The organism is Xanthomonas sp. F10, from assembly GCF_014206815.1.
In the GTDB taxonomy this organism is placed as follows: domain Bacteria; phylum Pseudomonadota; class Gammaproteobacteria; order Xanthomonadales; family Xanthomonadaceae; genus Xanthomonas_A; species Xanthomonas_A indica.
The window spans coordinates 2,576,894-2,603,759 of sequence record NZ_JACHNP010000001.1 but is presented as its reverse complement, the minus strand read 5'-3'; the positions used below and the strand labels follow the sequence as shown (position 1 = coordinate 2,603,759).

Annotated in this window: 20 protein-coding genes; 8 read left to right on the top strand and 12 right to left on the bottom strand. The window is 69.6% G+C overall.

All coding sequences use genetic code 11. The features are described 5' to 3' along the window. Positions 1–59 precede the first annotated feature (59 nt). The 5 genes from gstA to prpE all read left to right on the top strand — a co-directional run bounded on the left by gstA (position 60) and on the right by prpE (position 6,528). Positions 60–680, top strand: a complete 621-nt coding sequence (gene gstA, locus FHR56_RS11410; protein WP_184502553.1) for a glutathione transferase GstA — start codon at positions 60–62, stop codon at positions 678–680. A 98-nt stretch (positions 681–778) separates the two neighbouring features. Next, positions 779–3,292: a prolyl oligopeptidase family serine peptidase gene (locus FHR56_RS11405; RefSeq protein WP_184502552.1), complete on the top strand. Its 2,514-nt coding sequence runs from the start codon at positions 779–781 to the stop codon at positions 3,290–3,292. A gap of 89 nt (positions 3,293–3,381) precedes the next feature. After that, complete coding sequence (locus FHR56_RS11400) at positions 3,382–3,624, top strand: hypothetical protein (RefSeq protein ID WP_184502551.1); 243 nt, start codon at positions 3,382–3,384, stop codon at positions 3,622–3,624. Positions 3,625–3,694: 70 nt separating this feature from the next. Beyond that, positions 3,695–4,522 (top strand): hypothetical protein, encoded by an 828-nt coding sequence (locus FHR56_RS11395; protein ID WP_184502550.1) that lies wholly within the window; start codon positions 3,695–3,697, stop codon positions 4,520–4,522. Between the two features lie 134 nt (positions 4,523–4,656). Continuing rightward, positions 4,657–6,528 (top strand): propionate--CoA ligase, encoded by a 1,872-nt coding sequence (gene prpE / locus FHR56_RS11390; RefSeq protein WP_184502549.1) that lies wholly within the window; start codon positions 4,657–4,659, stop codon positions 6,526–6,528. A 49-nt stretch (positions 6,529–6,577) separates the two neighbouring features. Here the strand turns inward: prpE and FHR56_RS11385 are convergent, their stop codons facing one another. The 6 genes from FHR56_RS11385 to FHR56_RS11360 form a co-directional block, all read right to left on the bottom strand. Next, positions 6,578–7,186: a glutathione S-transferase N-terminal domain-containing protein gene (locus FHR56_RS11385; RefSeq protein WP_019797715.1), complete on the bottom strand. Its 609-nt coding sequence runs from the start codon at positions 7,184–7,186 to the stop codon at positions 6,578–6,580. 125 nt (positions 7,187–7,311) lie between these two features. Further along, complete coding sequence (locus tag FHR56_RS11380) at positions 7,312–7,773, bottom strand: cell wall hydrolase (protein ID WP_019797714.1); 462 nt, start codon at positions 7,771–7,773, stop codon at positions 7,312–7,314. A gap of 295 nt (positions 7,774–8,068) precedes the next feature. Beyond that, a complete protein-coding gene (locus FHR56_RS11375; protein WP_260400260.1) occupies positions 8,069–9,364 on the bottom strand; it encodes a hypothetical protein in 1,296 nt (431 codons plus the stop codon). Between the two features lie 288 nt (positions 9,365–9,652). After that, positions 9,653–10,810 carry a glycerophosphodiester phosphodiesterase family protein gene (locus tag FHR56_RS11370; RefSeq protein ID WP_184502547.1) on the bottom strand — a complete coding sequence of 386 codons (1,158 nt, stop codon included), beginning with the start codon at positions 10,808–10,810 and terminating at the stop codon, positions 9,653–9,655. Between the two features lie 209 nt (positions 10,811–11,019). Then, positions 11,020–11,916: a glycerophosphodiester phosphodiesterase family protein gene (locus FHR56_RS11365; RefSeq protein WP_184502546.1), complete on the bottom strand. Its 897-nt coding sequence runs from the start codon at positions 11,914–11,916 to the stop codon at positions 11,020–11,022. A gap of 23 nt (positions 11,917–11,939) precedes the next feature. After that, the gene (locus FHR56_RS11360) at positions 11,940–14,438 is read right to left on the bottom strand and encodes a TonB-dependent receptor (RefSeq protein ID WP_184502545.1); all 2,499 of its coding nucleotides are present in this window, start codon (positions 14,436–14,438) and stop codon (positions 11,940–11,942) included. A 109-nt stretch (positions 14,439–14,547) separates the two neighbouring features. On the opposite strand from FHR56_RS11360, the gene FHR56_RS11355 reads away from it, so the two are divergent. Then, positions 14,548–15,669 carry an ROK family protein gene (locus tag FHR56_RS11355; RefSeq protein WP_184502544.1) on the top strand — a complete coding sequence of 374 codons (1,122 nt, stop codon included), beginning with the start codon at positions 14,548–14,550 and terminating at the stop codon, positions 15,667–15,669. Positions 15,670–15,779: 110 nt separating this feature from the next. Here the strand turns inward: FHR56_RS11355 and FHR56_RS11350 are convergent, their stop codons facing one another. From FHR56_RS11350 to FHR56_RS11325, 6 genes are all read right to left on the bottom strand, one after another. Further along, positions 15,780–17,093, bottom strand: coding sequence for an MFS transporter (locus FHR56_RS11350; protein ID WP_260400259.1), 1,314 nt, complete (start codon positions 17,091–17,093; stop codon positions 15,780–15,782). A gap of 103 nt (positions 17,094–17,196) precedes the next feature. Then, the gene (locus FHR56_RS11345; protein WP_184502542.1) at positions 17,197–19,245 is read right to left on the bottom strand and encodes an NADPH-dependent 2,4-dienoyl-CoA reductase; all 2,049 of its coding nucleotides are present in this window, start codon (positions 19,243–19,245) and stop codon (positions 17,197–17,199) included. 522 nt (positions 19,246–19,767) lie between these two features. Further along, positions 19,768–20,790 carry a zinc-binding alcohol dehydrogenase family protein gene (locus FHR56_RS11340; RefSeq protein WP_184502541.1) on the bottom strand — a complete coding sequence of 341 codons (1,023 nt, stop codon included), beginning with the start codon at positions 20,788–20,790 and terminating at the stop codon, positions 19,768–19,770. Between the two features lie 42 nt (positions 20,791–20,832). Further along, positions 20,833–21,867 (bottom strand): aldo/keto reductase, encoded by a 1,035-nt coding sequence (locus tag FHR56_RS11335; protein ID WP_184502540.1) that lies wholly within the window; start codon positions 21,865–21,867, stop codon positions 20,833–20,835. 33 nt (positions 21,868–21,900) lie between these two features. Further along, complete coding sequence (locus tag FHR56_RS11330; protein ID WP_260400258.1) at positions 21,901–23,187, bottom strand: SGNH/GDSL hydrolase family protein; 1,287 nt, start codon at positions 23,185–23,187, stop codon at positions 21,901–21,903. A gap of 8 nt (positions 23,188–23,195) precedes the next feature. Next, on the bottom strand, positions 23,196–24,443 hold the full coding sequence (locus FHR56_RS11325; RefSeq protein ID WP_184502538.1) for an MFS transporter: 1,248 nt from the start codon (positions 24,441–24,443) through the stop codon (positions 23,196–23,198). Between the two features lie 99 nt (positions 24,444–24,542). On the opposite strand from FHR56_RS11325, the gene FHR56_RS11320 reads away from it, so the two are divergent. Together FHR56_RS11320 and FHR56_RS11315 are read left to right on the top strand one after the other, a co-directional pair. After that, complete coding sequence (locus tag FHR56_RS11320) at positions 24,543–25,454, top strand: LysR family transcriptional regulator (protein ID WP_184502537.1); 912 nt, start codon at positions 24,543–24,545, stop codon at positions 25,452–25,454. Positions 25,455–25,731: 277 nt separating this feature from the next. After that, the gene (locus tag FHR56_RS11315; protein WP_184502536.1) at positions 25,732–26,829 is read left to right on the top strand and encodes an OmpA family protein; all 1,098 of its coding nucleotides are present in this window, start codon (positions 25,732–25,734) and stop codon (positions 26,827–26,829) included. Positions 26,830–26,866 lie beyond the last annotated feature (37 nt).

Sequence of the window (26,866 nt, the reverse complement as noted above, 5' to 3'; positions counted from 1 at the left end):
CGGCCATGCCGCGCACACTGCGCGCGCCGACTGTCCGGCGTTCCTGCGAGACCGTTTCGATGCATCTCTATGCCGCTTCTGGCGCCTGTTCCCTGGCGCCGCACATCGTGCTGCGCGAACTGCAGTTGCCGTTCCGGCTGGTGCACGTGGACAACCGCAGCAAGCGCACCGCCGAGGGCGAGGACTTCCTCGCGATCAATCCCAAGGGCTACGTGGCCGCGCTGCAACTGGACGATGGCCAGGTGCTGACCGAGGGGCCGGCGATCCTGCTGTACCTGGCCGATCGCTGCCCGCAGGCGGCGCTGGCGCCGCCCGCGGACGCAGGCGCCTTGCCGCGCTATCGCCTGTACGAGTGGCTTGCCTTCATCAACAGCGAACTGCACGCCGGCAGCGTGCCGCTGTTCGATGCGGGACTGGCGCCGGAGCGGCGCGCCGCGGTCGCCGCCCGCCTGCTGCAGCGCTATGCCCATGCCGAGAGCGCGCTGCATGCGCGGCCATATCTGCTCGGCGACCGCTTCAGCGTGGTTGATGCCTACCTGTTCACCGTGCTCGGCTGGCTGCCGCGGTTCGGCCTGTCGCTGGCCGCGTATCCGGCCTTGGCTGCCTACGCCGCGCGTATCGCCCAGCGTCCCAGCGTGGTGGCGGCGCTGGCCGCCGAGCACGTGCTGCAACCGGCCTGAGCGCGGCGCCCGGGTGGGGAGGGCATGACCTTCGGCGCTCGGCCGCCGCGCGGCGGCCGTGCTAGGTTGCCGGGGCCATTCGAAAGGGGATTTCGACCATGCTCATGCCGTTCCGCTGGATCGGCGCGCTGGCGCTCGCCAGTGCGTTGCCCGTTGCCGCCCACGCCGCCACCGCCGACAGCGGTTATCGGCAGCCGCCCGAGCCGCTGCTCGGCGTGATGCGCGCCCCGCTCAATCCGTCGCCGCGGCTGGACCCGACCGGCCGCACCCTGCTGCTGGTCGAGCGCCAGGCCTACCCGCCGATCGCGCGCGTCGCCGAGCCGTACCTGAAACTGGCCGGGGTGCGCGTGGAGCCGCGCACCCATGCCCGCCACGACATGTCCAACGGCTACGGCATCCGCGCCTGCCTGGACGGCTTCAGCCTGGTCGACGTGGCCAGCGGCAAGCAGACCGCGGTGACCCTGCCGGCCGGCGCCTGCCCGGCGCAGCCGGTGTGGTCGCCGGACGGGCGCCGCTTCGCCTTCAACAACACCGCCGCCGACCGCGTCGAGCTGTGGCTGGGCGACGTCGCCACCGGCGCGGTGCGGCGCATCGACGGTGTGCAGCTCAACCCGGTGCTGGGCGGCGAGATCCAGTGGCTGGGCGGCAGCGATACGTTGCTGGTACGCACGGTGCCCCAGGACCTCGGCCCGGCACCGGTGAAGGCAGCGGTGCCGCCGGGGCCGGAGGTCAAGGAAGCGATCCGCGGCAAGGGCGAGAGCAGCACCTACGAGGCCCGCGACACTCTGTCCAGCCCCGAGGACGAGGCGCAGTTCGCCTACTACGCCACGTCGCAACTGGTCACCGTGGATGCTGCCAGCGGCAAGCTGCGCACGGTCGGCAAGCCGGCGGTGTACTCGGTGGTCGACGGCGCGCCGGACGGCCGCCACGTGCGCGTGGAGCGCCTGCAGCGCCCGTACTCCTATGTCACCACCTATGGCCGCTTCGCCCACGACGTGGCGGTGCTGGACCTGGCCGACGGCAGCGAGCGGGTGCTGGCGAACCTGCCGGTGGCCGACCGCGTGCCGGTGCACGGCGTGCCGACCGGGCCGCGTGCCTACGGCTGGCGCGCCAACCAGCCGGCCACCTTGGTCTGGGCCGAGGCCCTGGACGGTGGCGACTGGAAGACGAATGTTCCTGCCCGCGACAAGCTGCTGACCCTGTCGGCGCCGTTCACCGGCAAGCCGCGCGAACTGGCCAAGGTGACCCAGCGCTACGCCGGCCTGAGCTGGTTCGCGCAGGGGGGCCAGGTGCTGCTGGACGAGGACGACGAGAACCGCCACTGGCGTCGCACCACGCTGCTCGACGCGGACCGTCCCGGCAGCGCCGGGCGGGTGCTGTTCGACCTGTCCACCGACGACCTCTACGCCGATCCCGGCACCCCCGAGCTGCGTCGCCTGGCCAACGGCGAGTACGTGCTGCGCGAGGACAACGGCGCGCTGTTCCTGAGCGGGCAGGGCGCCACGCCGGCTGGCGACCGGCCGTTCCTGGACCGCTACGAGCTGGCGAGCGGCAAGACCCAGCGCCTGTTCCGCAGCGGCGCCGACGTCGACGAAGCCTTTGCCGGGTTCGCCGGCGACGACACCACCCGTCTGCTGACCTGGCGGCAGTCGCCGAACGATCCGCCCAACGTCTACCTGCGCACGCTGGGCCAGGCGCAGCCGGCAGCGGCGGCGGGCGAGGCGGTGGTCGCCTCCACCCTGGCGCCGGTGACCCGCTTCCCCGACCCGACCCCGGTGGTGCGGCAGATCAAGAAGCGCCTGGTGACCTACAAGCGCAAGGACGGGGTGGAACTGTCCTTCACCCTGTACACGCCGCCCGGCTACAAGGAAGGCACGCGGGTGCCGGCGATCCTCTACGCCTATCCGCTGGACTACGCCGATGCCTCCAAGGCCGGCCAGGTCAGCGGCGCCAACGACCGCGACTTCACCCGCCTGCATTCCTACCAGCTGCTGCTGCTGGCCGGCTACGCGATCATCGACGATGCCGCGTTCCCGATCGTCGGCGACCCCAAGACGGCTTACGACACGTACCTGCAGCAGTTGGTGGAGAACGCCCAGGCGGCGGTGGACAAGGCGGTGGAGTTGGGTGTGGTCGACCGCGACCGCATCGGCGTCACCGGCCACAGCCATGGCGCGCTGATGGCGGCCAACCTGCTGGCGCACACCGACCTGTTCCGCGCCGGCGTGGCTACCAGCGGCAGCTACAACAAGACCCTGACCCCGTTCGGTTTCCAGAACGAGCGGCGCTCGTTCTGGGCCGCGCCGGAGGTGTACGCGCAGGCCTCGGCCTTCTTCCACGCCGACAAGATCAACGAGCCGCTGCTGCTGGTGCACGGCATGGACGACGCCAATCCCGGCACCGAGACCACCCAGGCCCCGCGCATGTTCCAGGCGATCCGCGGCCTCGGCGGCACCGCGCGGCTGGTGCTGCTGCCGTTCGAACCGCACTGGTACACCGCGCGCGAGTCCAACGAGGACGTGGTGGCGGAAATGCTGGAGTGGTTCGATCGTTATGTGAAGCAGGCGCCGCCGCGTGCGGCGTCGGCGACCGCGACGGCACAGAAGCACTAGCGCGATGACCCCGGGGGCGCACGATGAAATTGCTTATTCTTTGCGCGCCAGTGCTGCTGGCGCTCACCGCATGCGGTGCAGTCGACACGGTGAAGAATGCGTACGCGCATTCGCAGGAAGTGGCGGCCGATCTGGAGAAATCGGTCGGCAGCAAGCCGATGGTCGGCTTCAACTGGGCCAACGGCGCGCTGGTCCAGGTCACGGTCAACTTCCAGGGCGTGCCGCACAAGCCGTTGGAGCAGATCGTGCAACTCAGCACGGCCTCGGTGGCGACGCGCTTCAAGCAGGCGCCGGGGAATGTGGTGGTGATGTTTACGGTGCCGGGGAAGTAGCTAGTAATTGATGCCCATGGTCACGAAAGCACTGTGCGCATCTCAGTCAACCGTCTAGGAAGACGTATCCATGGATCCTCTGTCCTTCAGTTTGCCGACCGTCATTTGGTCGGGAATTGTCGCTGCATTTATTTCACTGAGTGGCGTGGTCCTTTCCAATCGTGCCAGCATGAGTAGGCTTAAGGAGCAGTTGCGGCATGATGCAAAAGAGAAGCATCAGGATCGTCTCGCAAGTCTGAGGCGAGATGTGTACTTGCCGCTTATTGCCGAGACAAATAGAGCGAATGGGTATCTTGGAACTCTCTCTGCTCAAGATCCAACTGAGGGCAGTTTTGGAGAGCCTCTGCAAGGTGTGATCGCAATGTTGGCGAAAGTCCAGCTTGTTGGCTCTCAAGAAGCTACCGCAGCCGCGGCCGAGTTGACCGCGTTGTATGGTGAGGTACTTCTAAGGCTTATCGGCCTTGCAAAGCCAATGCATGAGGCAAAGATCGACATTAGGATTTCGGATGAACTGTACCAACAGAGCGCTGCTCAGGTGCAGCGAGTGCTTTCTGAGATCGCAGCGGAAAACGAATCAGGAGCGCCAAATCAGGTTCGGCTCGCTTCTCTGTTTAGCTCCTTGAGCAACTATCGTGAGCAGTCTTCAATTCATTCAGACGCGCGCAATGCTGCTTGGGATGTCTACAACTCTAACCAGCAAGGCTTCGCAAGAGCCGTTCTTGAGGAAATAAAAAGGCTTGGCCCGGCCCAGATCAGCCTAATGTGCGCAATTCGAGGTGAATCAGGTTTGGATGCGGATGCTTCTGAACTGAAGAAGCGTCTAGAGGAAAATAGCAAGAGGGGAAGTCGGGCAATTGATGAGCTGCTAAGCAAGCTCGATTCATCCGTTGATGGCTAAGCAATTGCGTAGATCGGCATGATCGTGTCGGTGCCTCGCACTAAGGTTCCTCCCCTTCGACCAAGGTCTGAACGACGCCCTCCCTGCCAAAGGTCTATGCTCGGAGCCGGTGCACCGGCCTTGGGAGGGGCGGCATGGACTACGCAACGCTGTACCGACGTTCGATCGAGCGGCCCGAGGAATTCTGGGCCGAGCAGGCCCAGGCGATCCACTGGGAGCGCCCGCCGCAGACGATCCTGGAGTACGACGCGCCGCCGTTCCGGCGCTGGTTCGTCGGCGGGCTGACCAACCTGTGCCACAACGCGGTGGACCGGCATCTGCCCGAGCGCGCCGCGCAGTTGGCGCTGGTGGCGGTGTCCAGCGAAACCGGGCAGACCCAGGAGATCACCTATGCGCAGCTGCACCGCGAGGTCAACGCCTTCGCCGCGGTGCTGCAGCGGCTGGACGTGCAGCGCGGCGACCGCGTGGTCATCTACATGCCGAACATGGCCGAGGCGGTGTACGCGATGCTGGCCTGCGCGCGCATCGGCGCGGTGCACTCGGTGGTGTTCGGCGGCTTCGCCGCGCACAACCTGGCGCTGCGCATCGACGATGCGCGGCCCAAGCTGCTGATCGCCGCCGACGCCGGCAGCCGCGGCGGCAAGCGCATCCCCTACAAGCCGCTGGTCGACGCCGCCTGTGCCGAGGCCAGCGCGCCGCCGCCGACGGTGCTGATCGTCTCGCGTGGGCTGGATCCGGCGCTGCCGCGCGTGCCCGGACGCGATGTCGATTATGCCGAGCTGCGTGCCGAGGTCGGCGATGCGCAGGTGCCGGTGGTGTGGCTGGAATCCAACGAGCCCAGCTACCTGTTGTACACCTCCGGCACCACCGGCAAGCCCAAGGGTGTGCAGCGCGATGTCGGCGGGCATGCGGTGGCGCTGGCGCTGTCGATGCGCACGGTGTTCGACTGCGGCCCGGGGCAGGCCATGTTCTCCACCTCCGACGTGGGCTGGGCGGTGGGGCATTCGTACAACGTGTACGGCCCGCTGATCGTCGGCGCGACCTCGCTGCTGTACGAAGGCCTGCCGGTGCAACCGGATCCGGGCGTGTGGTGGGCGCTGTGCGAGAAGTACCGGGTACGCACCATGTTCTCCTCGCCGACCGCGATCCGCGTGCTGAAGAAGCATCCGGCGCGCTACCTGCGCGAGCGCGACCTGAGCGCGCTGCGCTATCTGTTCCTGGCCGGCGAGCCGCTGGACGAGCCGACCGCGCTGTGGATCGGCGAAGCGCTGGGCAAGCCGGTGATCGACAACTACTGGCAGACCGAAACCGGCTGGCCGGTGCTGACCCTGTTGCCGGGCGTCGAGCTGCGGCCGGTCAAGCCGGGATCGCCGGGCTTTCCCAATCTCGGCTATCGCATGCGCATCGTCGACGAGCACGGTGTCGAGGTGCCGGCGGGACGCAAGGGCGTGCTGGTGATCGAGCCGCCATTGCCGCCGGGCTGCATGACCACGGTGTGGAACGACGATGCGCGCTTCCTGCGCAGCTACTTCAGCCACTTCGACACGCTGCTGTACAGCTCGCTGGACTGGGCGATCCGCGACGAGGACGGCTACACCTTCATCCTTGGCCGCACCGACGACGTGATCAACGTCGCGGGGCATCGCCTGGGCACGCGCGAGATCGAGGAAGCCATCGCCGGCCACGCCGACGTGGCCGAGGTCGCGGTGATCGGCATGCACGACGAATTGAAGGGGCAGGTGCCGGTGGTGTTCGCGACGCTGAAGCAGGCCGCGCCCGATGCCGCGGCGGTGGTCGAGGAGTTGCGCCAGTGCGTGGTGCAGCGGCTTGGCGCGGTGGCGCGGCCGGCGCAGGTGTATCTGGTGCAGGCCTTGCCGAAGACGCGTTCGGGCAAGCTGTTGCGGCGTTCGCTGCAGGCGCTGGCCGAGCAGCGCGATCCGGGCGATCTGTCGACGCTGGACGACCCCGGCGCGCTGGAGGAAATCCGCCGCGCCTTGCGCGGTTGACGCCACAAGGACGACGCCGGCGCGCAGGCGCCGGCGTTCGCAGCGCCGCTCAGCCGAGGCCTTCGGCCTGCAGTGCCGCCTGCACCTGCGGATCGGCGGACATGCGTTCGAAGTGCAATTGCAGATTGGCACCAAGCGCGATCTGCTGCGCGCGCGCCCAGCGCAGAGTGACGAACAGGTAGGCGTCGGCAATGGAACGGCGCGCGCCGCCGAGCCAGGTCTGTTGTTCCAGCGCCGACTCCACACGCGCATACAGCGTGCGCACGCGCTCGCGTGCGTGCTCCTGGGTGCGCGCGATCACTGCGGCATCGTCCAGATAGCGGGTGCTGCCGAACAGCGGATGGAAGGCCGGATGCAGATCGGCGTTGAGGAAGGCCAGCCAACGCTGCACCTCGGCGCGGCTGCGCGGGCTGCCGTCGCCGGCCAGTTGCGCGTCGGGCGCGAGGTCGGCGATGTAGTTGAGGATCGCCGAGTTCTGGGTGAGCACCCAGTCGTCCATCTGCAGCGCGGGCACTGCGCCGGCCGGATTGATCGCCAGATACGCAGGCGCCTTCATTGCGGCGGCATCGAGCAGCTTCAGTTCGAACGGCAATCCGGCCCAGCGCAGCGCGATGTGATCGGCCAGCGAACAGGCGCCGGGCTTGGAATAGAGTTTCATGGCAGGCGGCTCCGCATCGAAGTCAGGACGGCAGAGCGTACCTGCTGCGCGGGGCGCTTGGCGATCAGACGCGCCGTGTGCGGCGCGCGGGAGCCTGCGTCAGGACATGCCTGGGCGGCGAGCGATTACGACGCGTTGCGCGGACGCAGCTTCTGCACGCGATAGAACGTGTGGTCGCCGATGGTCGCGACCTGATACGCGTTGCGCCAGCTCGGGCTGGCGATGGCATGCGCGGCGAAGTGGCTGGCGCCGGGCACGATCTCCTTGCGCTGGCCCTGCGGCAGCGCCCAGTTGCGCTCGGCGGCGAAGGCGACCTTGACCGCGTCGGCCCAGGCGTCGTCGTTCTTCAGTTCGGTGCCCGGCTTCACCAGGCCCGGTGCGAACTGTTTGCGCGCGGTGACGACCTGGCACATCGAGTCGCCCCACAGGCCGCTGTCCAGGCGACGCAGCGCGACTTCGGCGACGGCTTGCTGTCCGCGCAGCGTCTGGTCGCGCGCTTCCAGGTACACGGTGGTGCTGAGGCACAGCGAATCGGCAGCGGGTTGCGGCAACAACTGCGACAGCCAGAGGATCCAGGCCAGTTTCATCGTACTCCTTGCTCCGTATGGGCCGTCGTGGCGCTGCGCCGGAATGGCGCGGCAAGCGATGCGGCTTGGCGTCATGGGGAGGCGGCCTGTCACGGGCCGCCCGGGTGCCGGCAATCTGAAGTCCGGCGGGACCCGCCAAGATGGGCGGATCGGAAGAGGGGCGCACAATAGGCGCCGCTTCCCGAATCGCAACTGAACCCCGAGCCTTGACAGGGTTCACATCTCGCGAGGTGGCCATGCCGTCGTGCCTGGCCGCACGACGACAGGGGCAGCACCGTGCTGCAGTGCGTCACGCTCAGGGAAACTGCTGGCGTTGCATCATCATTGCGTACACCTTGACCACCGGATCGGCGTGCCCGCTCAGTTGCGCGAGGCGTTGGTCGCGATCGGGCCAGCGTTGTACCTGATCGGCGAGCACGCGCAGGTCGCCGAACCAGGTGTCGTGGTCTTTCGCGTAATACGGTCCGCTCAGCAGCGTCGCGAGCAGGTGCATGCCGCGGTCGCGCGCCGCGCCGGCCGGTGCGTACTCGAGATAGCGCAGCAGTTCGCGCAGGCGTGCGCGTTGCACGCGGCCGCTGGCGTCGCCGGCCGCGGTCTGTTGCAGCACGCCGTGGTCGAGCTGGTCGAGGAACTCCATCGACGCTTTTTCGATGGCGGGATCGCCCGCACTGGTGGCGGGATCCAGCAACTGCGTGCGGATGTTGTAGCCCGCCTGGCGGATCAGCGAGATCGCATCGGCATCGATCGATTGCGCGGGAACCGGCGGTGCCGGTGCGATGCGTTCGGCCGGCAGTTCGGCGACGAAGCGTTGCTCCAGCAGCCAGTGGTTGCCGAGCACGCTCGATGGGCAGCGCGTCTGTGCGAGATGCGCGGCGACGTAGCCGCGATAGGCGTCGTGCAGTCGCTCGTGCAACGCTGGATCGGATACCTGTTGCAGCAGCAGCGGCATGTCGCCGGCCACGCTCAGTTCGGTGGCGGTGAAACCGGCATCGTCGCCGCGGAGGCGTTCGAACATGCGCGCCAGGCTGTCGGCGAGCTGTGCCTGTCCCGCGCTGTCCAGTGGCGCCGCGGCAAGCGCCATCTTCAGCGCCGGGGCGGTGTCTGTTTCGTGTTGCGCCGCGTCTACGCGTGCGGCGATTGCGCTGGCGCGCGCTGCCGGTTGTGCCGGCTGCAGTGCGCTGGCCAACGCATAGGTCGGGCTGGGATCGTCGAGATAGTCCGTATCGCAATCGCCTGCGTGTGGCGTCGGCAGCGCGGCGAACACCGCCTGCGCCTGCGCCGGTGTGGTGCGCTGGGCGGCGCGTGTCTGCAACGTCAGCCAGTCCAGACCGGCGGTGCGCGGCGCGCGCAATTCGTCGTCGCGCTCTTCGTCGATGTTGCCGACGCGGGCCAGGCCGGGCATGCGCCGTTGTGCGCGTTCGGCCAATGCGGCGGCTTGTTGGGTCAGGCGTTGCGCGGCGGCGGCGCGATCGCCGTCGCCATCGGTCGGTAGATCCGCAGACGTGGCCAGACGCAGCAGCACATCGGCTTGGAAGTCGGCTGGCAGCGCCTGCGCCGCGGTCAGTACCGTGCTTGCGGACGGCCCGGGCATGGCGCTGCCGGTCGCGGACGTGGCGAGCGCTTGCGGCGGAGCCTGCGTTGCCGACGCATCGGCGTGCGGCAGCGCGAGCGAGGCGGGCGCTGCGGGTCGAGTACCGTGCGCGGTTGCTGCGTGCTGCAGCAAAGGCACGAATGCGCCGGCGACCAGCAGGGCGAGAAGCAGATGTCGGGGACGGGGAGCGGAACGCATGGAAAACTCCTGAAGGCGTAGGGCATGCTGCACGGCGCGTGGGCGCCGTGCAGTGCCGGGGAGCGCACTCCCCGGCGCGACCTGCGAGGGTCAGTTGTAGCGCGTGGTGTCGCGCGGCACGTTCGCGCGGATCACGCTGAGCGGGTCGTCGGTGATGATGCTGGTAAAGCCGGCGGTCACCTGCCCACGGAAATCCGGACGGTCGTCGGCAGTCTCGTTGCCGAAGTACTTGGTGCGCGTCAGGTAGTTGTCCAGCGACGCGCAGCAGGTGCCGTTGCTGCGCACGTAGTGCTGGCCGTCATGGCTGCTCAGGCGGTACTCCGGCACTGGCGAGAATGCACCGATCGCGCGCTTCTGCGCCTGGTTGTCGGCGAGCAACTCAGCGGTCGGGTCGCTGCGGCGCGGCTGCTTGTTGCCGATTTCCAGCCAGGCGAAGCCGCTTTGGCCGCGCACTTCGTTGATCCAGGCGTTGACCCGGCAGAACGGCGTATTCGGGCTGATCGAGCCGCACAGGCCCACGTAGCCGCCGTCGGCGAGATTGTCCATGTCGCCGGCGTAGACCGTCGGCGCGAACGGCACGCCCTTGGTGAAGCGAGTGATGTCGCTGGGGGTCTTCGGCAGGAGCGACGCGCTGAACTTCAGCACCACCTGGTTCTGCATGCGGAAGGCGTGCACCTGATCGGCCGCGCGCGAGACCGCGTCCAGGGTCTTCAGGTCCAGCACCACCACCATGTGGTTGGCATTGGTGACCACGGTGTTCAATGCCGAGGCCAGTGAAGTCGGACGGTAGTTGGTCTTGGCGAAGTTCTTGTCGCGCAGGAACGAGTTGATCAGCTCATGGCCGGTCAGGGTGCGGATGTCCGGATTCCACCCGGAGGGATTGGTCGCGTTCTGGAAGATGTAGAAGCCCGGATCATGGTCGACCACACGACCGGCGTTCTGGTCGTGGAAGAGCCACAACAGGCCGTCGGCGTCCTGCTTAACATCCAGTTCGATCGCTTCGATGTTGTTGTTGTAGGTGTTGAGGATCGAGCAGGTGGAGTTCTCCGGGCAGCCGTTGCCGACCACGCCGCGATGCGCGATCACCGCCACGTCGGCACGGTTGCCTTGGTAAGGGCTCTTCATCGCGTTGAGGATGTGCTGCGGGTTCCAGTTGTTGGCGGCCGACGCCATGCCGGACAGCGCGGCCAGCGACGCGCAGGCCAGCGCCAGGGCGAGAACCTTGGCGGGTTTCTTGGGCAGTTTCATGTGCTCTCTTCCGTTCGGGGTTGATGGAATGAAGTGAAGCGAACGCAGCGCACCGCAACCGACGTGCCGATGGGCGTTGTCGTCTGCAGTGCAATGCTCGAAGCGACGGGCATCGTCCTGGCAGTGCATGCCGCCCGTCTGAAACTGGACTCCTGGCGACGCCGCGCGTGGCCATCGCACCGCGTCGCCGGGATTTGGACCGAGACCGGCTACCGTGGCGTGTCCGTGCCGTGCAGGTAGCGTTGCAGTGCCAACGGTTCGTCGGTTTGGATCATGCTGACGCCGTGCTTGCGCAGCCCGCCCCACACCGCGGCCGGATCGCGCAGCGCACGCTGGTCCGTGTAGCTCGCCGACAGCCGCATCGGCCTGCCGCTGGCGATGTCGTTGGTCATGGTGTTGACGAACAGTCGCGCGCGCGGCGCCAGTTCGCGCTGCGCGATGTCCAGCACCGCCGGGTCGTCGAACATCAGTTGCACCACCGCCGGCTGCAAGCTTGCGGCGCGGCGCAAGGCCTGCTCGGGCGGCAGCGTCGACTCACGCTGCAGGTACAGTGCCTGCACCGCGATATCGGCCTTGCGCGCGCGCTGCAGGACTGCCGCGGGCACGTCCAGGGGGACGTTGAGCAGCACGTCGCGTTGCGCGCCGGTGGCCTCCACCGTATCGATCACCTGGTCGAGCGCTGCGGCCTTGATGTCCAGGTTCACCAGCACCTTGCCGCGCGCCAGGGCCAGCGCCTGCGCCAGCGTCGGCGGATGCCGTGCGGTGAGCGTGCTGTCGCGCCCGCCGCCCTGGCTGCGGACGCGCAAGGCGGCGATCTGCGCCGCCGTCAGATCGGCCACCGCGCCGTGCCCGTCGGTGGTGCGGTCCACGGTGGCGTCGTGCATCAGCACCAGCGCGCCGTCGCGGGTGGTGCGCACGTCGATTTCGACCATGTCCACGCCGCGCGCGATGCACGCGGCGATGCCGTCCAGGGTGTTCTCCGAGGCGAACTTCCAGCAGGCGCGGTGCGAGACCACCAGCGCCGGCCCATGCGGGTCGCGCAGGCGGTCGGGCAGGCTCGGCGTCGCCGCCATGGCCAGGATCGGCAGCGACAACACCGCGCTCATCAGCAGTCTCCGGCAGCGCATGCTCACCACCTCCAGGTCAGCGACGCGTTGTAGTTGCGGCCGAAGATCGGCCGTGCGTAGATCGCGTCGGCAGTGCCCTGGCCGGACAGCGTGTCCACCCGCGCATTGCCTTCGGTCAGGCCGAGCGCGTTGCTGACGTTGGCGGCGTGCAACTGCAGCTCCACGTGCTCGCTCAGCCGCGCGAACAGGCCCAGGTCGTAGGTGGTGTAGGCGGGCAGGGCGGTGGCGTTGGTGTAGTCGACGTAGCGCTGGCCCATGCGATAGGCGGTAGCCGACAGCTCCAGCGGTCGGCCGTCGATGTCGAAGTACAGGGTCGGGCTGATCGAGGCCATGAACTTCGGGATGCGCGAGATCTGCTTGCCGTCCAGGTCGCCGTAGCTGAGGCCGGTGGTCGCGTTGCTCAGGCCGCGCGTCTGCGGATCCTGCAGCGTGGCCGAGCCGGTGATGCCGAACAGCGCCGACGGACGCCAGTTGAACTCCGACTCCAGGCCCAGGGTGCGGGTCTTGCCGACCAGCGCCAGGCTCTGCACCTCCCCTGTGCCGTCGAGCACGATGGCGCTGATCGACAGGTCGTTGAAGCGGCTCCAGAAGCCGACCGTGGAGAACGAGAAGGTATCGCCGAAGCTGCCACGCAGGCCGGCTTCGGCCTGGTCGATGTCGGTGACGTCCGCGTTCTGGGTCTGGTAGACGTTCTGCAGCCGCGGCAGGCGCTGCGATTGCGTGTAGCGGGCGAAGGTCTGCAACTGCGGGGTCAGCGCGAACTCGGCACCGAGCGTCCACTGCGTGGCATGGCGGTGATCGGTGCGCGGGCTGAACGCGCCGCTGAGGCCGCCGACGTTGTCGTCGGCCAGCGTGGTCGGATCGCCGAGATTGCGCGTGGTGGCGGCGTACACGCCGCCGCTCGCGTTGTAGCGGGTGTAGCGCACGCCGGCATCCAGGCCGAGGCGGCCGAAGCGCACCGAATCCCACAGGTACGGCGACAGGTAGGTGCCGTTGGCGACGCCGCTGGTGACGCCGTTGCCGTAGCGCACGAAGCCATTCTGCGTCACCGACCCGACCACGTTGCCGGCGCTGTCGTAAGCCAGCACGTCCAGGCGCTGCGCGTGGTTCTGCAGCGTGGTCAGCACGGTGTTCTGCAGCCGGTCCTGGGTGTATTCGAAGTGCTGTACGTCGAGGCCAGCGGTGAGCGTGTGCCGGCCCAGCGCCGTGTCGTCGAACGCCTTGCTCAGGCGCAGGTCGTCGGACAGCGTGCGCAGATGGGTGCGCGCGTTCCACAGGCCGCTCTCCAGCACCAGGCCGTCGGCCGCGGCCGGATCGTAGGCGGCGCCAGTGCGCGTGGTGACGTAGCCGACCCGCGCCACCCGCGCGCCGAAGCCGCTGCGCGCACGGCCGAGCTGAGTGGTGAGGTAGGCGCCGGCGTCGTAGGGCGCAGCGCCGGAGAACAGCGCGGTGTAGTCCACGTCCGCATCGACGAAGCGCATGCGGTTGTTGAGGGTCAGGCCGTCGCCCAAGTCCCATTCCAAGTGCGTGCCGAGTTGCTTGACCTTGTTGTGGATGCCGTCGGCCAGGTCCAGGTTGTGCGCCAGCGGTGTAGTGCCGTCGAAGGTCAGGGCCGTGGTATGGCGCAGGTCGTTGGACAGCAGCGTGCCGTCCAGCGGGTCGAGCAGCGCCGACAGCGACTGCGACGGATTGCGCGGGTCGGCGAGCGGGATCGGGTTGTAGAAGGCCGTGCGGTCGTCGAGGTACTTGGCGTCGACGTCGAGCACCGCATCGCCCATCAGGAAGGTCAGGTTGCCGCGCACCTGGCCGCCCTGGTCGGCGGTGTAGCCGGTGCGGCGCAGGCCGTCGTCGCTGCGGTGGTAGCCGCCGATGCTGTACAGCACGTTCTCGCTGAGCGGGCCGGCGCTGTAGGCGTCCTCGCGGCGCAGGCCGTCGCTGCCGACGGTCATGCGCACCGCGCCTTCCGGGGTGGCGGTGCCGTGGCGGGTGATGGCGTTGACGGTGCCGCCCGGCGCGTTGGTCGCGAACAGCGGCGAGGTGCCGCCGCGCACCACTTCCAGGCGCTCGGTCATCATGTCCAGCGCGAACAGGGTGTCGACGTTGAAAAAGCTTTCCTGCGGCTCGTCGAACAGGGTCAGGCCGTCTTCCTGGTACTGCACGTAGTACCAGCCGCCCGCGGGCAGGCCGCGCACGTAGAGGTTCTGGCCGCCGCCCTGGCCGCCGGAGGGTTCGGCGGAGAAGCCGGGAACGGCCCGCAACATGTCCACGCTGCTGGTTGGGGTGCTGCGTTCCAGGCGTTCCCTGGACACCACGCTGATCGCGAACGGCGCGTCCTTCTGCGACTGGCCCTGCGGGGTGCCGGTGACCACGATCTGGTCGAGCGTGGTGGTGGCGTCGGCCGGCGGCGCCGGCGCGTCCTCGGCATGGACGGCGGCGGTGCTGCCGAGGATGGACGCGAGCGCCAGCGCCAGCAGGCTCGGGTGCGGATGAACGGTACGCATGAAGACCCCCATAAAAGAATGTGGGGGTAATACTATTTATCATGTATGAAACTTCTATGTCCGCATGGTAGGTTGTGGCGTTCGTGCATCCATCACGCTTTGTCCGCCTATGCCCCATCCCGATTTCCCGCCACGCGTGAGCGCCGGCGGCCGCCAGTTGCTCGACCGCGTGTTCAAGACCGGGGTGCAGACCCAGGCGGCGCTGAGCCGCGACCTGGCTCTGTCGCAGCCCACCGTGGCGCGCCTGCTGCAGGGCTTCGTGCAGGACCGCATGGTCCAGCTCAGCGCCCGCGCCGCCGAAGGCCGCGGCAATCCCAGCGTCGACGTGCGCTTGGCGCCGGACTACGCCTACGCCTTCGGCATCGGCCTGATGGGCGACGTGGTGGCGCTGGCGCTGGTGGATTTCGCCGGCAACGTGCGTGGCCAGCGCCGCATCGGCCTGGCCGACATGCGCCGCGCGCCGGTGCTGGCGCAGTTGCAGCGGTTTCGCGTCGAACTACTGGCCGAGACCGGAGTGGACCCGGCGCGGGTGGTGGGCGTGGGCGCGGCGATCTCGGCGTTCTTCACCGGCCAGGGCCGGCAGATGGCCGGGCCGCCGGCGCTGGAGGACTGGACCCAGGTGGACCTGGTGCCGATCCTGGAAGAGGCGCTGGGCTGCGCGGTCACGGTGGAGAACGATGGCGCGGCGGCGGCGGTGGCCGAGAGTCTGTACGGGGTCGGCCGCGACTGCCGCGACTTCGTCTACCTGCATCTGACCAACGGCTTCGGCGGCGGCATCATCGCCGATGGCCGGCTGTTCCGCGGCCACCGCGGCAACGCCGGCGAGTTCGGCGGCATCTGGACCGTCGGCGGCATGGCCTATCCGAATCTGGACGCGTTGTTGTCGCTGGTGCGTGCCGCCGGCCATGACTATGCCGGGGTGGAGCAGATGCTCGGCGCGATCGACGCGCACACCCCGGGCGTGGACGCCTGGCTGGACATGGCCGAAGCGCCGTTCTCGCAGCTGTGCGCCTACCTGGCCTATGCGCTGGATCCGCAGGCGATCGTGATCGGCGGCCGCCTGCCCGCCGCGATCGGCGCGCGCCTGGTCGAGCGCATCTGCATCCCGCGCGCGCCCAACCGGCATGGCCTGGCGCCGCCGCTGCCGCAGTTGTGCATCGGCCGCACCGTCGGCGATGCGGTGACCCTGGGCGCGGCGCTGATGCCGCTGCAGCAGGCGTTCTTCGCCTGAGATGAGCACGGTCGGGCGCGGCGCGTCGCGCTGCGTTCAAGCCAGGGCACGGAGCGCCTTGCATCGCGGCGACGTCGCCCGCGCGAGCGCGCCGGCCGGGCCACGGCGCCTCAAGCGCCGTTGGCGCTCGTCGCCACGCCGACGCCGAGCGGGAGCGACCGGTGGCGCCCGGTGAGCAGCGCCAGCAGCAGGCACAACGCCCCGCACAGCAGCGGGCCCGCGGCCATCGCCCAGCACAGCAGGGTGCAGTGCCCGTCGCGGTAGGCCAGCGCATCCAGCAGCAGGCCGATCAGCACCACCCCCGCGGCCAGCGCGACCTGCGCGGCGGCGGTCAGTGCGGCAAAGCACAGCGCGTGCTCGGCGACCGCGCGGGTCGCGGTGCACTGCGCATGCCAGGCCCACACCAGTTGTCCGCCGCTGCCGCCGATGGCGCCGATACAGGCCGCCGCCGCCAGGCTCAGCAGCGGCTGCGCCGGCAACGCCAGCGCGAACAGCGGCGCGCACAGCAGCAGGGCACCACCGAGCCAGGCCAGCCGTTGCGCCGGCCTGCGCTGCCGGCCCCAACGCGCGGCCAGCGGCTGCACCAGCACCGTGCCGAGCGCATAGGCGATCAACACCGCACTGCCCCAGCCGGGCGAGAGCAGGCCGTACGCGGCCACGTACGGGGCGAGCTTGGTGAACGCAGGCAGGGTCAGCGACACCGCCGCGATCAGCGCCAGCGGCTGCCAGGGAATCGCGCGCCAGGAGGGCGCCGTGTCGGTCGAGGCCACGGCCGTGGTGTCGGCCGGTGTCGGGTGGGCGACGGTGGGGCGGCGCATCACGCGCTGCAACTGCCAGGCGCACAGCATCGCCACGGCCGCCAGCACCGCGCTGGCCTGCAGCGCCAGGCTTCCGCCGTCGGCGCCGCGCGCCAGCACCGCGCCGACCACGCTGCTGATCAGCAACGCCGCGGCGCCGCTGCCGGCCAGGCGCAAGGCGCTGGCGCCGTCATGGCCGCGCCAGGGCCACTGCGCCAGGCTCAGTAAGGTGTTCTGGGCCACGTCGCAGGCGGCGTAGGCCAGCCGGAACAGCAGGCTCACCGCCAGCACGTAGCCCAGCCGCCACGGCGACGGCAGCAAGGGCGCGGCGAACACCAGCAGCAGCGCCAGCGCCGCGGCGGCCAGGCCGTGCCATTGCAGGCGCCCGGCGCTGCGCACGTCGCGCAGGCGCCGGCGCAGGCCCCAGCCGGCGCCAAGGCCGATCGCGGCGCTGAGCAGCAGGCCCAGCGCCAGCACCACGCCGGCCGCGATCGCGCGCAGGCCGGCGTGTTCGGTCAGCGAATAGATCAGCAGCAATTCGCCCGCGTACCACAGCAGGCTCTTGCCGAAATGCGCGCCGGCATACGCCGCCAGCGCCGCTTGTGGCAGGCGGGGCAGGGCGGGCAAGGGCGAGGGATGCGGCATGCACAGGCTTATAGCGGCGCGATGCGACAGCACCAAGTCCGCTGCCCTGGCCGGCTGTCTCCCGACGGCCAGCGCGAGGCGCGCCCTACAGCTGCGCGGCCAGCCGGCTGCCCTGGGCGATGGCGCGCTTGGCGTCCAGTTCGGCGGCGACGTCGGCGCCGCCGATCAGGTGCGGGCTGCGGCCGGCGGCCAGCAGCGCCGCCTGCAGGTCGCGGCGAGGTTCCTGGCCGGCGCAGATCACCACCGTGCCGACGGGCAACAGTTGCTCGGTACCGTCCACGCGGATGCGCAGGCCGCTGTTGTCCACGCCCAGGTATTCGACGCCGCCGAGCATGGTCACGCCCTTGGCCTTGAGCGTGGCGCGATGGATCCAGCCGGTGGTCTTGCCCAGCCGCGCGCCGGGCCGGCCCGGGCTGCGCTGCAGCAGCCACACGCTGCGCGCCGGCGGCTCCGGGCGCGGCTTGCACAGCGCGCCGCGGCCTTCGAACTGCGGGTCCACGCCCCACTCGGCCATCCACCGCGCCGGATCCAGCGCGGTCGATGCACCGGCGTGCACCAGGAACTCGCCGACATCGAAGCCGATGCCGCCGGCGCCGATGATCGCGACCTTGTCCGCCGCCTGCACCCGTCCCTGCAGCACGTCCAGGTAACTGACCACGCTGGGATGGTCGGCGCCGGGGAAGTCCACCGCGCGCGGCACGATGCCGGTGGCCAGCACCACCTCGTCGAAGTCGGCCAGCAGCGCCGCATCGGCGGTGGTCTGCAGGCGCAGCTCCACGCCGGTGGCGTCGATCTGGTGGCCGAAGTAGCGCAGCGTCTCGTGGAATTCCTCCTTCCCGGGAATCCGCTTGGCCACGTTGAACTGGCCGCCGATCTCGCTGGCGCTGTCGAACAGGGTGACGCGGTGGCCGCGTTGCGCCGCCACGGTGGCGCAGGCCAGGCCGGCCGGGCCGGCGCCGACCACGGCGATGCGCTTGGGCGCGCGGGTCGGCAGGTAGTTCAGTTCGGTCTCGGCGGCCGCGCGCGGATTGACCAGGCAACTGGCGGTCTTGTTCTCGAACACGTGGTCCAGGCAGGCCTGGTTGCAGGCGATGCAGGTGTTGATCGCCTGGGCCTGGCCGCGCTGCGCCTTGTTCGCCCATTCCGGGTCGGCCAGCAGCGGCCGCGCCAGCGACACCATGTCGGCGCCGCCGCCGGCGAGGATGCGCTCGGCCACGTCGGGCATGTTGATGCGGTTGGTGGCGATCAGCGGCAGCCGCACGTGCGGCTTGAGCTTGGCGGTGACCGCGGCGAAGGCGGCGCGCGGTACCGAGGTGGCGATGGTCGGCACGCGTGCTTCGTGCCAGCCGATGCCTGAGTTGATGAGGGTCGCGCCGGCGGCCTCGATCGCCTGCGCTTGCAGCACGATCTCCTGCCAGTCGCTGCCGTCCTCGACCAGGTCCACCAGCGACAGGCGGTAGACGATGATGAAGTCCGGCCCGCAGGCGGCGCGGATGCGACGCACGATCTCCACCGCGAAGCGCATGCGCTTGGCGGCGTCACCGCCCCAGGCGTCGCTGCGGCGATTGCTGCGCGGGGCGATGAACTCGTTGATCAGATAGCCTTCCGAGCCCATCACCTCGACGCCGTCGTAGCCGGCCTCGCGGGCGAGCCTGGCGGCATGCGCGTAGGCATCGATCTGGCGTTCGACGCCGCGGGCCGACAGCGCGCGCGGGGTGAACGGATTGATCGGCGCCTTCAGCTTCGACGGTGCCACCGACAAGGGGTGATAGGCGTAGCGCCCGGCGTGCAGCAGCTGCAGGCAGATCTTGGCGCCATGCGCGTGCACCGCGGCGGTGACCTGCCGGTGCGGGCGCACCTCCCATGGCCAGGACAGCTTGCCGCCGAACGGCTTCAGCCAGCCGACCACGTTCGGGGCGAAGCCGCCGGTGACGATCAACCCGACGCCGCCGGCGGCGCGCTCGGCGAAGTACGCGGCCAGCTTGGGGAAGTCGCGGGCGCGGTCTTCCAGGCCGGTGTGCATCGAGCCCATCAGGATGCGGTTGCGCAGTTGGGTGAAGCCCAGATCCAGCGGGGCGAACAGGTGCGGGTAGGCGGGGGAGGTGGATTCGGGCTGGCCGGAGGCGGGCGACATGGCGTGGATACGCAGGCGTACGGAAGGGCGCAGGGTGCCGTGAAACTTGGGCTACGGCAAGAGGGACGTTGCCTTAAGCCGCCTTTACATCGCTCTGGGATTTTGAAGCATGACGCTTAAAAGCAAGAGCAACAGCTTCCGCTGGCGCGGGTTACTTTTCTTTGCTTGTGCAAAGAAAAGTAACCAAAAGAAAGCACACCCCGCAGCGCGCCCTCCGCGCTATCGCGCTCCGGGTTCGCAGCCAAGTCGGGCATTTTCCGACGGCACATCCATGTGCCGGCGGAAAACGACGCGCATCCTGCGCGTCGCCCTTCGGGTACTCGCCCGCCATGTCTGCCGCGCCGAGGGGGCCCTGTAGATCAAAAGCACAGCAAAGGCCGAGGCAAGAGCTGTAGCAACAGCGACAGCAATAACAACAACAACGGCAACAGCAGAACTACCGGGTCACGGTCATGTACAGCCTACGACCGCCGCGCGCAATGCGGGGCGATCGCGTCAACGTTTCGATCGCTGCGCCGCCGCTCAGCCCCAGCCGACCAGCGCCAGTTTGCCGATGGTGCTGCCCGACTCCAGGCGGCGGTGCGCCTCGCGCAGGGTGGCGGCGTTGATCGGGCTCAGTGTCTCGGTCAGGGTGGTGCGCAGTTCGCCTGCGTCCACCAGGCTGGCGGTGCGCGCCAGGATGCGGTGCTGTTCGATCATGTCCCCGGTGCGGAAACGGGCACGCGCGAACATCATTTCCCAGTGGATGCCGATGCACTTGGCCTTGTACGGGTCGCCGATGTGCAGCGGGCTGCTCGGTTCGACGATCAGCCCGACGTGGCCCTGCGGCGCCAGCAGTTCGCCCAGCGCCTGCCAGTAGCGGTCGGTGTCGGCCAGGTTCAGCGCCGCGTCCACCTGGTCGATGCCCAGCGCCTGCAGCTGCGGCGCCAGCTCCTGGCGATGGTCGATCACATGGTGCGCGCCGAGTTGCAGGCACCAGTCGCGGGTCTGCGGGCGCGAGGCGGTGGCGATCACCTCGAAGCCGGCATGCCGCGCCAGCTGGATCGCGATCGAGCCGACCCCGCCGGCACCGCCGATCACCAGCAGGCGGCGGCCGCGGTTGTGTTCGTCGTCGAAGTCGAACGGCATGCGCTGGAACAGCAGTTCCCAGGCGGTGAGGGTGGTCAGCGGCAGCGCCGCGGCCTGGGCGAAGTCCAGCGTGGAGGGCCTGCGCGCGACGATGCGCGCATCCACCAATTGGTACTGCGCGTTGCTGCCGGCGCGGGTGATGTCGCCGGCGTAGTAGACCTCGTCGCCCGGTTCTAAGCCGTCGACGTCGGGGCCGACCGCCTCGACCACGCCGGCGGCGTCATAGCCCAGCACCTTGGGCTGGCCGTCGGGCGCGCCCTTGGCGCGGACCTTGGTGTCCACCGGGTTGACCGAGACCGCCTCCACCCGCACCAGCAGGTCGTGGCCGCCGGGCGCGGGCGGCGTCGGCAGGTCGAGGTCGTGCAGCGACTGGGGATCGTCGATCGGCAGGGGGTGGAGGGTGGCGACCGCTTTCATGGAGGCTCCTGGACGTGAGGGAAAGGAGGGCACGGCCGCGGCTCAGACCGGCCGCGGATTGCGCTCGGCGAAGCCGCGCTGGTGCCAGTACGGATACGCCGGTACCGCTGCGCTGGCCGCATCCAGCTGTTGCACGTGGGCGGCATCGAGCGTCCAGCCGACCGCTCCCAGATTCTGCCGCAACTGCTCCTCGGTCCGTGCGCCGATGATCACGCTGCTGACCGTCGGCCGCTGCAGCAGCCAGTTCAGCGCGATCTGCGGCACGCTCTTGCCGGTCTCGGCGGCGATCGCCTCGAGCGCGTCGATCACGCGGTACAGGTGCTCTTCCTGCACCGGCGGGCCGGCCTCGGTGACCGCCTTGTCGTGCAGGCGGCTGCTGTCCGGCAGCGGCTGGCCGCGGCGCAGCTTGCCGGTCAGCCGGCCCCAGCCCAGCGGGCTCCACACCAGCGCGCCCACGCCCTGGTCCAGGCCCAGCGGCATCAGTTCCTCTTCGTAGTCGCGGCCGATCAGCGAGTAATAGGCCTGGTGCGCGACATAGCGCGACCAGCCATGGCGGTCGGCTGCCGCCAGCGATTTCATCAGTTGCCAGCCGGAGAAGTTGGACACGCCCAGGTAGCGGATCTTGCCGGCACGCACCAGGTCGTCGAGCGTGGACAGGGTTTCCTCCACCGGCGTGCGCGCGTCGAAGCCGTGCAGCTGGAACAGGTCGAGGTAGTCGGTGCCCAGGCGGGTCAGCGCCGTCTCCACTGCGCGAATCAAATGGAAGCGCGAGGAGCCGACGCTGTTGGGCGCCTCGCGGTCGAAGCGGAAGCCGGCCTTGGTCGAGAGCAGCACCTGGTCGCGGCGGCCCTTGATCGCTGCGCCCAGCACCGATTCGGCGGCGCCGCTGGAGTAGACATCGGCGCTGTCGAACAGGGTGACGCCGGCCTCCAGGCAGATGTCGATCAGGCGCCGCGCCTGATCCACGTCCGAATTACCCCAGGCGGCGAAGAAGGGGTTGGTGCCGGCGAAGGTGCCGGTACCGAAGCTGAGCACCGGGACCTTGAAGCCGGATGCGCCGAGATGACGGTATTCCATGGTGAACTCCTGATGGTGGGAAGGGGAGGCAGGTCAGCGCGCGGCGGCGCTGGCGGAGGTGGCGGCCGCGGACGTGGCCGGTGCAGCGGGCGCGTCGGCGCCCAGCAGTTGCGCGGCGGCCTCGGCGATGGCCGCATAGCCGGCGTCGCCGGGATGCAGGTGATCGCCCGAGTCGAAGTCCGCGCGCAGCCGCGTGGGATGCGCGGGGTCGCGCAGCAGCGCATCGAGATCCAGGATCGCGTCGAAGCCGTTATCGGCGCGTAGCCAGGCGTTGACCTGCTGGCGCACGGCGTCCTTCTGCGGGCTGTAGTAGCCGGGGATCGGCGAGTCGGGCAGCGCGCCCTCGAACGGTGTGAGGGTGGCGCCGATCACCCGCAGGCCGCGCGCCTGCGCGCGCTGCAGCAGTTGTTGGTAGCCGGCGATCAGTTCCTCGGCCGACACGGGTGCGTCGTCCGGCGCGAACGGCGTGGCGTACCAACTGATGTCGTTGATGCCCAGCAACAGGATCAGGGTCTCCACGCCCGGCTGCGCCAGCACGTCGCGGTCCAGCCGCGCCAGCGCGTTGCGGCCCATGCGGTCGCGCAGCACGCGGCCGCCGGAGATGCCGGCGTTGAGGACCGCCACCCGTTGCGCCGCCAGCCGCGTGGCCAACTGGTCCGGCCAGCGCCGGTCCTGTCCCGGCGTCGAGGCGGCGCCGTCGGTGATCGAGTCGCCCAGCGCCACCACCGCGCCGACGGCATCGGCGCGACGCACCTGGATGCCGCTCACGAACAGCCGCACCGGCAGCGCGCTGGCGCCGGCCAACGTGGCGTCGGCGGTGTGCTCGCCGTCGGCCAGCCACGCGCTCTGCAGGCCTTCCCAGTGGAAGGTGGACGGCGCGGTGGGCTGCGGCAGGTACAGGCTGATGCTGAGCCGGGCCAGGTCCGGCACGCGCAGCGCCACCGGGTCGCTGAGCACCGGCGCGCCTGGCGGCACGGTCACCTCGGTCTTGCCGCCGAAGCGCAGTGGCCGCTGCGAGCCGGGCAGGGTCGCCGCGCCGTCGCCGGCCAGCGCCAGCGACGCGGCGCCGATGTGCAGCGGCGCATCGCCATAGGCGTTGCTCAGTTCCACCCGCACCTCGTTGCCGCCGAGGCTGACCCGCGCCACCTGGCGCACGGTCTGCCGCCACAGGTGGAACGGCGTCTGCGTCGGGAACGGGAAGTCCGCGCCCCACAGCGGCTGCGGGCTGGCCTGCCAGGTCGCGATCCAGTCGCGCGGCGCCGCGCCGGCCGGCAGCGCAAGCGTGCCCAGCAGCGCCGTCGCCAGCGCGGCCTTTGCCATTGCCCGGCTCATGCGGCACCGCCGGCGGCGCAGCCCGCGCCGGTATCGGCCGCGGATGTGGCGGTGGCCGGCGACAACCGCAGCGCGCCCAGCGCCACCGCCAGTCCGGCCAGGGTCAGCAGCGCCGCCACCCATGGCAGCTGCGACAGGCTGCCGCCATGGCCGAGCACCAGGCCGCCGAGCCAGGCACCCAGCGCATTGCCCAGGTTGAACGCACCGATGTTCAGGCTGGAGGCCAGATGCCGGCCGGCCTCGCCGGCCTTGCCCAGTACCCACACCTGCAGCGGCGCCACCGTGGCGAACGCGGCCACGCCCAGCAGGCCGATGCCCAGCGCCATCGCCGGCGCCGAGGGCAGGGCGAGGGTCAGCGCCGCCAGCACCACGGCCAGCACGCCCAGGCTCAGCGGCAGCGCCTGCCGCGGGCGGCGGTCGGCCAGCCGCCCGCCGAGCACGTTGCCGACGATCATGCCCACGCCGAACACCAGCAGCAGCGGCGACACCGCGCTGTCGGCCACCCCGGTGACCTGGGTCAGCAGCGGCTGCACGTAGGTGTACACGGCGAACACGCCGGCATAGCCCAGCACCGTCGTCGCCAGGCCCAGCAGCACCGGGGCGCGACCGACCGCGCGCAGCTCCTCGCGCAGCGGCGGCGCCGGCGTGGCGTCGCGGTCGGCCGGCACCAGCGCCGCGATCACCACGGTGGCCAGCGCGCCGATCGCCGCCACCGCCCAGAACGTGGCGCGCCAGCCGTACTGCAGGCCGAGCCAGGCGCCGGCCGGCACCCCCAGCAGGGTGGCGACGGTGAGGCCGGTGAACATGGTCGAGATCGCCGAGGCCTTGCGCTGCGGCGGCACCAGCGTGGTCGCGACCACCGCGCCGACGCCGAAGAAGGTGCCGTGCGCCAGCGAGGTCACCACCCGCGCCGCCATCAGCGCCGCATAGCTCGGCGCCAGGGCGCAGGCCAGGTTGCCGACAGTGAACACGAGCATCAGTGCCAGCAGCACGCGCTTGCGCGGCCAGCGCCGGCTGGCCACGGTCAGCAGCGGCGCGCCGAGGAACACGCCCAGCGCATAGCCGGAGATCAGCAGTCCGGCGGCGGGGACGCTGACCTGCAGGTCAGCGGCGACCTGCAGCAGCAGGCCCATGATCACGAATTCGGTGGTGCCGATGCCGAAGGCGCCGGCGGTCAGCGCGTACAGCGCGAGCGGCGTGCGCCCGGCAGCGGACGGGGAAGGTGGGGCGAGCGAGGCGGCCATGCGGCGGCTCCGGAGTGGCGGGAGGACGGGCAGCCTAGGTCTGTCGTTTCTCAGTAAAAACAGTAAAAATATTGAACGACTTTCAATGGAATCCACACAATGGACCGGATCGGCGACATCGCCCTGTTCCTGCGCGTGCTCGACCTCGGTTCGATCAGCGCCGCCGCGCGCAGCCTGGACCTGTCGGTGGCGGTGGCCAGCCAGCGGCTGCAGCGGCTGGAACGCGCGCTCGGCGTGCGCCTGCTGCACCGGACCACGCGGCGCCTGCACCCGACCCCGGAAGGCCTGCAGCTGGCCGAGCAGGGGCGGCCGCTGGTCGAGGACCTGGAATCGCTGGCCGGCGGCCTGCGCCAGGCCGGCGAGGTCGCCGCCGGCACCCTGCGGGTGACGATGTCGGCGGCGTTCGGGCGCCTGTACGTGTCGCCGCTGCTGCCGCGGTTCATGGCGCTGCACCCGCAGGTGCGGCTGAGCGTGCACCTGAGCGACAACGTCGTGGACCTGGTCAGCGAAGGCTTCGACCTGGCGATCCGGATCGGCACGCTGCGCGATTCCAGCCTGGTGGCGCGGCGCCTGGCCGGCAACCGGCGCATGCTCTGCGCCTCGCCCGACTACCTGCGCCGCCACGGCACCCCGGCCACGCCGGCCGATCTGGCCGCCCACGCCTGCCTGCTTCTGACCGGCAGCGATGGCCGGCAGGACACCTGGCGGCTGCAGGGACCCGACGGCGAAATCGCCGTCCGCGTGGCCGGGCCGCTGGAGACCAACTTCGGCGAGGTGCTGCGCGATGCCGCGGTCAACGGCCAGGGCATCGCCCTGCATTCGGAATGGCACGTGGCCGAGGACCTGCGGCAGGGGCGGCTGTGCCAGGTGCTGGCCGACTACCCGCTGACCGAGACCGGCATCTACGCGGTGATGCCGCAGCGCCGGCTGGTGCCGCCGCGGGTGCGGGCCTTCGTCGACTTCATGCAGGCCGAGCTGGCCGATCCGCCGCCGTGGGCGCGGCCGCGGTGAGACCTGGGTCGCCCTGTGGGTCCTTGTCTACGACCGCAAACGGTCACTGGCCTGCCGCATTGCGCGGTTTCATTAACCTGTATACGGTGTATCCACGGCCTGGCAGGGGCTGGCGTCGACTTTCACATGTTACGTGCTCGTTAACGCCATCTTCACTATGCGGCGCATAATGTGCGCGGCGATGGCGTGCGGAAACGGCCGTCTGGATGTGACGAGACATCTGTACTGAACCATGCCTCTATCGGTTTCTATCTCCCCGAAACAAGGAGCTGTATTAATGAACAAGAAAATTCTCACCGCCGCGTTGCTGGGCGGTCTGGCCGTCGCCCAGGCAGCGTCCGCACAGGAATTCGACGACCGCTGGTACCTGACCGGTTCGGCTGGCTTCAACTTCCAGGACAAGGACCGCACCACCAACGATGCGCCCTTCGTCACCCTGGGCCTGGGCAAGTTCATCAACCCGAACTGGTCGCTGGACGGTGAACTGAACTATCAGAACCCGAACTTCGACAAGAACCAGGACCTGAACTGGAGCCAGTACGGCATCTCGTTCGACCTGCGTCGCCACTTCATCCAGGAAGGCCGCGGCTGGAACCCGTACCTGCTGTTCGGCCTGGGCTACCAGCGCTCGGAAGAAGAGTTCGACACCGGCGGTCCGGTCTCCCCGGGCCAGCGCAAGGACGGCAACTTCGCCGCCAAGGCCGGCGTCGGTCTGCAGACCACCTTCGACAAGCGCGTTGCCGTGCGTGCCGAAGTGGCCTACCGCGCTGACTTCGACGACCAGAGCGTTGCCGCTCCGTCGGAGAACTGGTTCGGCGACGTGCTGGCTTCGGTCGGCGTCGTGATCCCGCTGGGCCCGCCGCCGGCTGCCCCGGTCGCCCCGCCGCCGCCGCCGGCCGCTGCGCCGAGCTGCGCCGATCTGGACGACGATGGTGACGGCGTCAACAACTGCGACGACAAGTGCCCGAACTCCCAGCCTGGCCAGACCATCGGTCCGGATGGCTGCCCGGTGCCGGTGTCGATCGACCTGAAGGGCGTCAACTTCGACTTCAACAAGGCGAACCTGCGTCCGGACGCCGTGGCGATCCTGGGCGAGGCCACCGAGATCCTGAAGCGCTACCCCGACCTGCGCGTCGAGGTTGCCGGTCACACCGACTCGAAGGGTACCGAAGCCTACAACCAGAAGCTGTCCGAGCGCCGCGCCCGCGTCGTGTACGACTACCTGGTGAAGAACGGCGTCGACGCGTCGCGTCTGGTCGGCCCGATCGGCTACGGCGAGAGCCGCCCGATTGCTCCGAACACCAACCCGGATGGTTCGGACAACCCGGAAGGCCGCGCCAAGAACCGTCGTACCGAGCTGAACGTCCAGAACTAATCGGACGCTTCCAGTCTCAAGCAAAGCCCGGCCTCGT

Excerpts from the sequence above, each read along its gene's own strand:
- prpE (WP_184502549.1), top strand. The coding sequence starts at position 4,657 with ATGGACTACGCAACGCTGTACCGACGTTCGATCGAGCGGCCCGAGGAA.
- FHR56_RS11325 (WP_184502538.1), bottom strand. The coding sequence starts at position 24,443 with ATGGCCGCCTCGCTCGCCCCACCTTCCCCGTCCGCTGCCGGGCGCACG.
- FHR56_RS11395 (WP_184502550.1), top strand. The coding sequence starts at position 3,695 with ATGGATCCTCTGTCCTTCAGTTTGCCGACCGTCATTTGGTCGGGAATT.
- FHR56_RS11385 (WP_019797715.1), bottom strand. The coding sequence starts at position 7,186 with ATGAAACTCTATTCCAAGCCCGGCGCCTGTTCGCTGGCCGATCACATC.
- FHR56_RS11330 (WP_260400258.1), bottom strand. The coding sequence starts at position 23,187 with ATGGCAAAGGCCGCGCTGGCGACGGCGCTGCTGGGCACGCTTGCGCTG.
- FHR56_RS11375 (WP_260400260.1), bottom strand. The coding sequence starts at position 9,364 with ATGCCCGGGCCGTCCGCAAGCACGGTACTGACCGCGGCGCAGGCGCTG.
- FHR56_RS11335 (WP_184502540.1), bottom strand. The coding sequence starts at position 21,867 with ATGGAATACCGTCATCTCGGCGCATCCGGCTTCAAGGTCCCGGTGCTC.
- FHR56_RS11315 (WP_184502536.1), top strand. The coding sequence starts at position 25,732 with ATGAACAAGAAAATTCTCACCGCCGCGTTGCTGGGCGGTCTGGCCGTC.
- FHR56_RS11345 (WP_184502542.1), bottom strand. The coding sequence starts at position 19,245 with ATGTCGCCCGCCTCCGGCCAGCCCGAATCCACCTCCCCCGCCTACCCG.
- FHR56_RS11370 (WP_184502547.1), bottom strand. The coding sequence starts at position 10,810 with ATGAAACTGCCCAAGAAACCCGCCAAGGTTCTCGCCCTGGCGCTGGCC.
- FHR56_RS11360 (WP_184502545.1), bottom strand. The coding sequence starts at position 14,438 with ATGCGTACCGTTCATCCGCACCCGAGCCTGCTGGCGCTGGCGCTCGCG.
- FHR56_RS11355 (WP_184502544.1), top strand. The coding sequence starts at position 14,548 with ATGCCCCATCCCGATTTCCCGCCACGCGTGAGCGCCGGCGGCCGCCAG.
- gstA (WP_184502553.1), top strand. The coding sequence starts at position 60 with ATGCATCTCTATGCCGCTTCTGGCGCCTGTTCCCTGGCGCCGCACATC.
- FHR56_RS11405 (WP_184502552.1), top strand. The coding sequence starts at position 779 with ATGCTCATGCCGTTCCGCTGGATCGGCGCGCTGGCGCTCGCCAGTGCG.
- FHR56_RS11340 (WP_184502541.1), bottom strand. The coding sequence starts at position 20,790 with ATGAAAGCGGTCGCCACCCTCCACCCCCTGCCGATCGACGATCCCCAG.
- FHR56_RS11320 (WP_184502537.1), top strand. The coding sequence starts at position 24,543 with ATGGACCGGATCGGCGACATCGCCCTGTTCCTGCGCGTGCTCGACCTC.
- FHR56_RS11380 (WP_019797714.1), bottom strand. The coding sequence starts at position 7,773 with ATGAAACTGGCCTGGATCCTCTGGCTGTCGCAGTTGTTGCCGCAACCC.
- FHR56_RS11365 (WP_184502546.1), bottom strand. The coding sequence starts at position 11,916 with ATGAGCGCGGTGTTGTCGCTGCCGATCCTGGCCATGGCGGCGACGCCG.